Raw genomic sequence first — 8,116 nt, 5'->3', positions numbered from 1 at the left:
GCGTCCTCCAGCTCCCCAGAGGACCTCCCGGTGGGCTCGGGTCGTGGAGGCTGGTGACGGTCACTGCTCCGCGTACGTGTCCGGCGTTCAAAAAGGGCGCGAGGGCAATTGACGCGATTGTGCGAGTAACTGCCTCTAATCAGTTGAGAGAGTGGTCGCAGTCGCCGTCTCCGAAGTCCCAGCCGCGAGGCTCGTATGACTCGCTGTGCTCCTCAGTCGCTCGTTTCACTCGCTCCTTGTGGCGACGCCACCGCATGAATCGACATTGCTTGGACTCTAACGAACAACGACGTACCGAGCGAAACGACGGAGCGTCCGTCGTCCGTGACGCTCCCGGACGGCCGCGAGCGCGTCAGCGGGGACCGGGGGAACGAGTGGAGGGCGGACCGCGACCGCCGGAGGGCGTCACGCACTCGAACCGAGGGGAGATGAACAATTCTACGTTAGGTGTTGATAGTACGGATGAACCGTACTATTCGCACGAATCGGCCGATCGGTACCGTTGGCGAGGGGAGGGGAAGGAGACGGGAAGGGGAACGAAGAGAGGAGACGGGAGCCGCGACTCACTCGCCGTCCAGTTTGTGTCTGAACGCGTAGAAGACGCGGCGGCCGGTCTGCGTGATGTGGACGGTGTCCGATCGACCCACGTCCTCCAATTCGACGTAGCCCCGCTCGCGCAGCGGTCCGAGGACGTGCGTCTCCAGCGCGCGGTACTTCGCGGTGCGGCTCTCGCCGGCGTCCCGGAGGAACGCGCGGTCGCGGTCGCGGGCCCACTCGATCAGGTTCCACTTGTCGGTCGTCATCTCCTCCTCGGCGCGCTCGTGGAGCCGACCGAGGACCGCCACCTGGTCCGCGGTCGGCGCGTCCATGGGGTACAGCGGCAGGTCGACCGTCCGCGCGACGCCCTCGGTCAGCGGCTCCTCCTCGACGGCGTGGCGGTGCGTCTCGGGCTCGACGCTGTACGGGCGGGCGCCGACGATCATACACGCCATCGCGACGCCGACCGCGGCGATCCGCGGGCCGGTCGAGACGTTGCCGAACAGCCGATCACCGCCGTCCTCGGCGGGGGCGTGACGGGCCGCGACGGTCGTCGTCACGCCGAGTACGTCGTACACGTCCGCGAGTTCGACGGGGATCGGCCGGACCTCGGCGACCGACGCGGCCGCCGTCCAGGCGTCCCGCTGGTAGTCGGTGAGCCGGTCGGGGTCGACGAGCGCGTCGGCCGGGTCGTCGGCCGTCGCGGCCGCGAAGTCGACGGTGCCGCGGGGGGCGTCGCGGTCGGGGGCGTCCGCAAGCAGGTAGACCACGTCCGCGCCGTGACGGCGGAGGGGCTCAACGATCCGGTCGCGCTCGTAGCCGAGCGGGACCACGTGAACCCGGCGCTCGGCGACGCTGGGGACCGATGTGTCCATGGCGTCGTTCCCGCCCGGGACCGGTTAAAGGGTGCGCCGGCCGCGCGCCGGGGACGAGAGCGGGACGGGAAGGGATCCCGAGCTGATCGGATCGCTTCGGACCGCTTCGGACCGTTCCGGACCGCTCCGGACCGATCACGCGAGGTGAGAACCGATAACACGAAAACTGTTAAGCCCGGGTACCGCTTACGGATCTCCATGAGCGCTGACCGGTCCGCGTTGCGGCGGGCCATCGAGCGCGGCGAACGGGACGGTGGCGCCATCGAGTTCAAGGAGCGGCTGACCCGCGAGGTCCACCTGGCAGACGGCCGGATGGAGTCGTTGGTGGCGCAGCTCCGTCATCGGGTGCTCTCCGGCGACGGCGAGGCGACCTACGTCGTCGGCGTCACCGACGACGGCGGAATCGCCGGGATCGCCCCCGACGCCTTCTCGGAGACCATGGACGTCCTCTCGCTTCTGGCCGAGGAGGCGGACACACACATTGCCGACGTCGAGACGTGGAGCGCCGGCGACGGCGGCGACGGCGACGACGCCGGACTCGTCGGGCTCGCCACGCTCCGCGAGGGCGGGATGTTCGAGGCCGACAACGACCACATCGTCGTCGGGACGGCCGGCCACGTCGACCACGGGAAGTCGACGCTCGTCGGGACGCTCGTGACCGGGCGCGCGGACGACGGACAGGGCGGCACGCGCGGGTTCCTCGACGTCCAGCCGCACGAGATCGATCGGGGGCTCTCCGCGGACCTCTCGTACGCAGTCTACGGGTTCTCGGACGGCATCGACGAGCCGGTCCGGATGGACAACCCGCACCGGAAGTCGGACCGCGCCCGGATCGTCGAGGAGGCGGACCGGCTCGTGTCGTTCGTCGACACGGTCGGTCACGAGCCGTGGCTCCGGACCACGATCCGCGGGCTCGTCGGCCAGAAGCTCGACTACGGGCTGCTCGTCGTCGCCGCCGACGACGGGCCGACGGAGACGACGCGGGAGCACCTCGGCATCCTGCTGGCGACGGAGCTACCCACGATCGTCGCGGTCACGAAGGCGGACGCGGTGACCGACGAGCGGCTGGCCGCGGTGGAGCGCGAGATCGAATCGATGCTGAGAGACGCCGGGCAGACCCCGCTGCTCGTCGAGCGTCACGGGATCGACACGGCGGTCGCGGAGGTCGGCGACGGGGTCGTCCCGCTGTTGCGGACCAGCGCGGTGACGAAGGAGGGGCTCGACGCGCTCGACCGGCTGTTCGCGTCGCTGCCGAAGCGCGCGACCCCGGAGCGCGAGGCGTTCCGGATGTACGTCGACCGCAGCTACAAGGTGACCGGCGTCGGGGCGGTCGCGTCCGGTACCGTCACCTCCGGAACCGTGGAGACGGGCGACGAACTCCTGTTGGGCCCGATGGCGGACGGATCGTTCCGCGACGTGGAGGTGCGATCGATCGAGATGCACTACCACCGCGTCGACAAGGCCACCGCGGGGCGGATCGTCGGGATCGCGCTGAAGGGCGTCGACGAGGCGGAGATCGAACGCGGGATGGCCCTGGTACCCCGGGAGAGCGACCCCGAGCCGGTCCGCGAGTTCGAGGCGGAGGCGATGGTGCTCAACCACCCGACGCGGATCCGCGAGGGGTACGAACCCGTCGTCCACGTCGAGACGGTCTCGGAGGCGGCCGTGTTCACCCCCGAGGACGGGCGGCTCCTCCCCGGCGACACCGGCCAGACCACGGTCCGGTTCAAGTTCCGGCCGTACCTGATCGAGGAGGGCCAGCGGTTCGTCTTCCGGGAGGGGTCGAGCAAGGGCGTGGGGACGGTGACCGGTATCGGCCCCCGATCCGAAGGGGGAACGGGGCCCGCCAGGGCCGGCGACGACGACTGAACGCGCCTACCGCTCGGCCTCCACCGCGACCAGTTCCATCAGCGGGTAGCCGTCGACCGTGCGCATGCGGGTGCGGGCGACGACGCCCTCGTAGTCGATCCGCATCTCGACATCCATCAGCGACCCGGTGAGCTCCGTGTAGCCGTTCTCGTGGTCGATCTCGTCGTCGACGCGATCGTCGTCGATCTCGACGGTGACCGACTCGCAGTAGGGCTGGTTCTCTATCGCCTCCGCCATCGCGGCCTCCAGGCTCCGCGCGCTCGCCGGACTGACGGGCGTGCCCGCGAACTGGTGGTACAGCGAGCCGAACTTGATCCCGGCCTCGAAACACGCCTGCTGAGCGTCGGTCGGCATGGTGGAACGCGGCGGCGTCGCGGCAAGAAGGTTCGGTCAGCGAGCGACTGCCCGGAAATCGTGATCAACTGTCGTCCGGAAACCGCGGTCAGTCGTCGGCCACCGGAAGTAGTCCGCCGTCGTCGGATTCGTTGCCGCCGTCGGTTTCGTTGTCGCCATCAGCAGTGTCGCCGTCGTCGGTTCCGTCGGTAGTCTCGTTGCCGTCGTCGGTCCCGCTGCCGTCGTCGGTGCCGTCGGTAGTCTCGTTACCGTCGTCGGTCCCGCTGCCGTCGTCTGAGCCGTCGAGGAGGCCGCCGTTCGAGTCATCCGTCCCGCCGTCGTCCCCGGTCTCACCGTCCGTCTGACTGTCGTCGCCGTCCCCGATCCCGTCGTTCGCGTCGTCGTCCTCGGACTCGTCGGTCGGCTCGCCGACGTCGCCGCCCTCGTCGAAGATGTCCGTTCCGAACGTCTCCTCGTAGGTGAGTTCGTTGAGCGGGACGGTGACCTCGTCGCCCGAGGGGAGTTCGACCACCGCGTAGAACTCGATCCGGAGGTCGGTCACCTGGTGGCCGTTGACGTCCTCGTCGAGGTGGGTCACCCACCACTCGTCGAGGCGCCGGTTGTCGAGGACCGTGGTGAGCTCGACGGTCTCCGAGCTGTACGAGGGGATGACGTACTCCTCGGCGGTCTCACCGGTCCCCATCTCGACGCCGTTCATCGTGATGTCGTACCCGATCTCGGTGATCACGTACGGTTCGAGGTTGGGGTTGTACACCACGAACTCCATGTCGATCGGGGTCTCCGCGTCGCTCACCTCGCCCCACTCGCCGCGGGTCTCGTTGACGTAGAGGACGGGATCGTCGGTGAGGGGGCTGTCGGCGTTCACCGGCCGCGTCTCGTTCGAACTGAACGCGCCGATGAGGTCCGTCTCTATCTCGCGGGTGCGAGTGAGGTCCGCGCTCCGGCCGAGCAGGTCCGAGGTGACCGTCGCGTCGATGTCGACGGTGGTCCGCTCGCCGTTTTCGATGTGAGTGACCCACCACGGCGGGATCGCGTCGTTTCGCATCTGCGTCTCGAAGTCGAGCGTCGAGTTCCCCGTCTCGAGGGTGATCCCCTCGTGTGCGCCGTGAGCCATCTCGACCGAGTTCATCGAGACGGTGTAGTTGATCGAGACGCCGTCGAGGCCGACGCCGACCGGATTCGGGTTCGAGACGACCAGGTCGGTCTCGACGGTCGTCGTCTCGTTCGTCACGTCGCCGAACGTGTTGTCGACGGCGGCGACGCTCGGGACGCCGAGCACCCCGAGGGCGAAGGCGCCCGCGACGGCGGCGACGACGAGCACCAGCGACGAGAGCGATCCGGAGCTTGCCGGCGGTGAGCGCCGACACGACGTCTCTCGGGTCCATACGCGTGCGTTTCGATCAGGACGTAAAATCGTGTCGCTCGGTTCTCCGAGAGACCTCGCCGACCGCGTCGCCGTCGGCGACGAACCGTGAGAGACCCGGAGCCGGGCGACGGGGAGCCAGTGTGTCGCCGGGGGTCGACGTCCTCGCCCGCACGAACCGAAGCGTGTGGCACGAACCGAAGGCGTTTGGTACGGGAGGCGGGATGAGCGGGTATGAACGTCCTGTGTGTCACCGGCGGGCGGGTGCTCCGGCCCGACGGCCGGGTCGAGCGGGCGGACGTCGCGGTCGACCGCGACAGCGGAACGATTCACACCGTCGGGACGCCGGCGGTCGTCACGGACGCGGTCGACGGCGCGGTCGACGACGCGCTCGACGCCGAGGGATCGCTCGTGATCCCGGGACTCGTAAACGCGCACACGCACGTCGCGATGACGCTGCTCCGCGGATACGCCGACGACAAGCCGCTCGACCCGTGGCTCCGCGAGGACATCTGGCCCGCGGAGGCCGAGCTCACGCCCGACGACATCGAGGCCGGCGCCGCACTCGGCGTCCTCGAGATGATCCGGTCGGGGACGACCGCGTTCGCGGACATGTACTTCGCGATGGACCGCGTCGCCGACGTCGTCGAGGCGCGCGGGGGTGCGCGCCCGGCTCGGACACGGCGCCGTGACGGTCGGAAAAGCGGAAGCCGACGCGCGCGCGGACGTCGAGGAGAGCCTCGCCGTCGCCCGCGAACTCGACGGCTCCGCGGACGGCCGGATCCGCACCGCGTTCATGCCGCACTCGCTGACGACGGTCGACGAGGAACTCCTCCGCGAGGGCGTCACCGAGGCCCGCGAGGCGGGCGTCCCGGTCCACCTCCACGCGAACGAGACGACGGACGAGGTCGATCCGATCGTCGACGAGCGGGGCGAGCGCCCGATCGCGTACGCCGACGACCTCGGCGCGCTCGGCCCGGACGACTTCTTCGCGCACGGCGTCCACCTGGACGAGTCGGAGATCGACCGGCTCGCCCGGGCGGGAACCGCGATCGCCCACTGCCCGGCCTCGAACATGAAGCTCGCCAGCGGGATGGCACCGGTCCAGCGGCTCCGCGAGGCCGGCGTCACGGTCGCGCTCGGCACCGACGGGGCCGCCTCGAACAACGACCTCGACGTGTTCGACGAGATGCGCGACGCGGCCATGCTCGGGAAGCTCGCCGACGACGACGCCGCGGCGGTCCCGGCGGCAGCCGTCGTCGAGATGGCGACCGCCGAGGGCACAGACGCGCTCGGGCTTCCCGGCGGCCGGATCGAGGCGGGTGCGGCCGCGGACCTCGCGGTCGTCGACCTCGACGCGCCGCACCTCACGCCCGTCCACGACCCGGTCTCGCACCTCGCGTACGCGGCCCGCGGAAGCGACGTGCGCCACACCGTCTGTGACGGGCGGGTCCTCATGCGCGACCGCGAGGTGTTGACGCTCGACGCCGACGCGGTCCAGGAACGCGCCGCCGCCGCCGCCGCTGACCTCGTCGACCGCGTCGAATAGGACACGGGACCGACGACCGGAACGGCAAGAAAGAATTGTAAATAGAAAGCGTGCGGTGGCGCGTGCCTGCGAGCGCCCGAAGGGCGCGAGCCGCACGCGCGAGGGACGCCGCGAGCGACGTGGGCGACCGCAGGGAGCCCCGAGCGAGCGGCGAGGCTGGGGAGGCGTGAGGTGCAGTGCTGTGCGGGGTGGGACTCAAAGGGACAGCCGGAAGGCTGGGGCTTTGGAAGCGGTCTCCGCGTTCTCATCAATTTATAAGCTATCGGTCGGGGCTTTGGAGGCGTCACCTCATCAGCAATCACGTATCGCCGGAGCGCGGAACCGTCAGCGTCCGCCCTTATTTATCAACAACCTCGCCGAGCCACGCACCCACGACGCTTCACCGACGTGCCGCGCGCGAGCGACGAGCCACTCGCGGTCGAGGGCAGATCGGGGGCCGAGAGACGGCGAGTCCGCGCTCAGGTCCCCAATTCCCAAAACAAACGGTAGAGTCGCGTAAACCCGGGAACAAACCGGATTAAACCGCGTTAAGCGAATACCCCCTTTATACGGAAACGGCGGCAGGACCCGAGTGGACATGAGAGGACGCACGACAGCACTCCTACTGGTCGCGGTCGTCGCGCTCGGCGCGATTGCCGGCGTCGCGGCCGCCGACGGCGACCTCGGCGTGAGCATCGACGACGCGGACGGCGAACCGACGGTCACGGTGACCGAGAACGACAGCGCGGTCGAGAACGCGACGGTGATCGTCGAGGTGTCGGACCCCGCGAACGAATCGTACGCGGGAACCGGCGAATACGAGACCGACGAGAACGGCACGGTCGACCTCCCCGCCCCCGAGGAGGACGTGACGATCGAGGTGACCGCCAGCGACGGGAACCGGACCGCCTCGACGACGGCCGACCTCGAGGCCCCTGACGGGCTCGAAGTCGGCGTCGAGAACACGGACGGCGAGCCGGTCGTGACGGTGACCGAGAACGACAGCGCGGTCGAGAACGCCTCAGTGAACGTCACCACCGCGACCGACCAGAACGCCACGTACGCCGGCGAGGGCGAGTACGCGACCGACGAGAACGGTACCGTCGGCCTCCCCGCCGCCGAACAGAACGTGACGGTCGATATCACCGCGACCCACGGGAACGAGAGCGTCTCGACGACGGTCGATCTGACGGCCGGCGAGACCGACGAAGACGAGAGCGAGGAAGACGAGGCCGACGACGGCGATGACGACGAGTCCGCCGAGGAGACGCCGTTCGGCCAGCTGGTCCGCGAGTTCATCCAGCAGCTCGACGACCGCGAGGGCGGCATCGGGAGCGCCGTCTCGGACTTCGCGACGGAGAACAATCCGGGTAACGCCGACGACGCGCCGGGGAACTCCGACCGAGCGAACGACGGCGACCGCGGCCCGCCGGACCACGCCGGTCCGGGTGGGGACGATGACGACGAATCGGACGACAGCGACGCTGACGATGACGGCGACGAAGACGACAGTGACGAGGACGACAGCGACGAGGAAAGCGAATCGGACGACGACGCTGACGATGACGACGAGTCGGAGGACGACGACGT

The 8,116-nt window shown here is 69.4% G+C and carries 4 protein-coding genes and 2 pseudogenes; 3 read left to right on the top strand and 3 right to left on the bottom strand.

Features of this window, described 5'->3' with window-relative positions; genetic code table 11:
• Nucleotides 1-563: 563 nt before the first annotated feature.
• Nucleotides 564-1,412: a DUF6293 family protein gene (locus GJ633_RS11565; protein WP_156588950.1), complete on the bottom strand. Its 849-nt coding sequence runs from the start codon at nucleotides 1,410-1,412 to the stop codon at nucleotides 564-566.
• Between the two features lie 198 nt (nucleotides 1,413-1,610).
• On the opposite strand from GJ633_RS11565, the gene GJ633_RS11560 reads away from it, so the two are divergent.
• A complete protein-coding gene (locus tag GJ633_RS11560) occupies nucleotides 1,611-3,281 on the top strand; it encodes a GTPBP1 family GTP-binding protein (protein WP_156588949.1) in 1,671 nt (556 codons plus the stop codon).
• A gap of 6 nt (nucleotides 3,282-3,287) precedes the next feature.
• Here GJ633_RS11560 and GJ633_RS11555 read toward each other — a convergent pair whose 3' ends face one another.
• Both GJ633_RS11555 and GJ633_RS11550 read right to left on the bottom strand, forming a co-directional pair.
• A complete protein-coding gene (locus GJ633_RS11555; protein WP_156588948.1) occupies nucleotides 3,288-3,635 on the bottom strand; it encodes a dihydroneopterin aldolase family protein in 348 nt (115 codons plus the stop codon).
• Nucleotides 3,636-3,723: 88 nt separating this feature from the next.
• Nucleotides 3,724-5,020 (bottom strand): annotated as a pseudogene (locus GJ633_RS11550) (LEA type 2 family protein).
• Nucleotides 5,021-5,232: 212 nt separating this feature from the next.
• Here GJ633_RS11550 and GJ633_RS11545 point away from each other — a divergent pair.
• Both GJ633_RS11545 and GJ633_RS11540 read left to right on the top strand, forming a co-directional pair.
• Nucleotides 5,233-6,547 (top strand): annotated as a pseudogene (locus GJ633_RS11545) (amidohydrolase).
• Between the two features lie 577 nt (nucleotides 6,548-7,124).
• Nucleotides 7,125-8,116 (top strand): hypothetical protein (locus tag GJ633_RS11540; RefSeq protein ID WP_156588947.1); only part of this gene is annotated, 992 nt, incomplete at its 3' end.

Source organism: Halorubrum sp. CBA1125 (genome assembly GCF_009742825.1).
Lineage (GTDB): Archaea > Halobacteriota > Halobacteria > Halobacteriales > Haloferacaceae > Halorubrum.
Note: the sequence above shows the minus strand (reverse complement) of the source record. Positions and strands in the feature narration are given on the sequence as shown.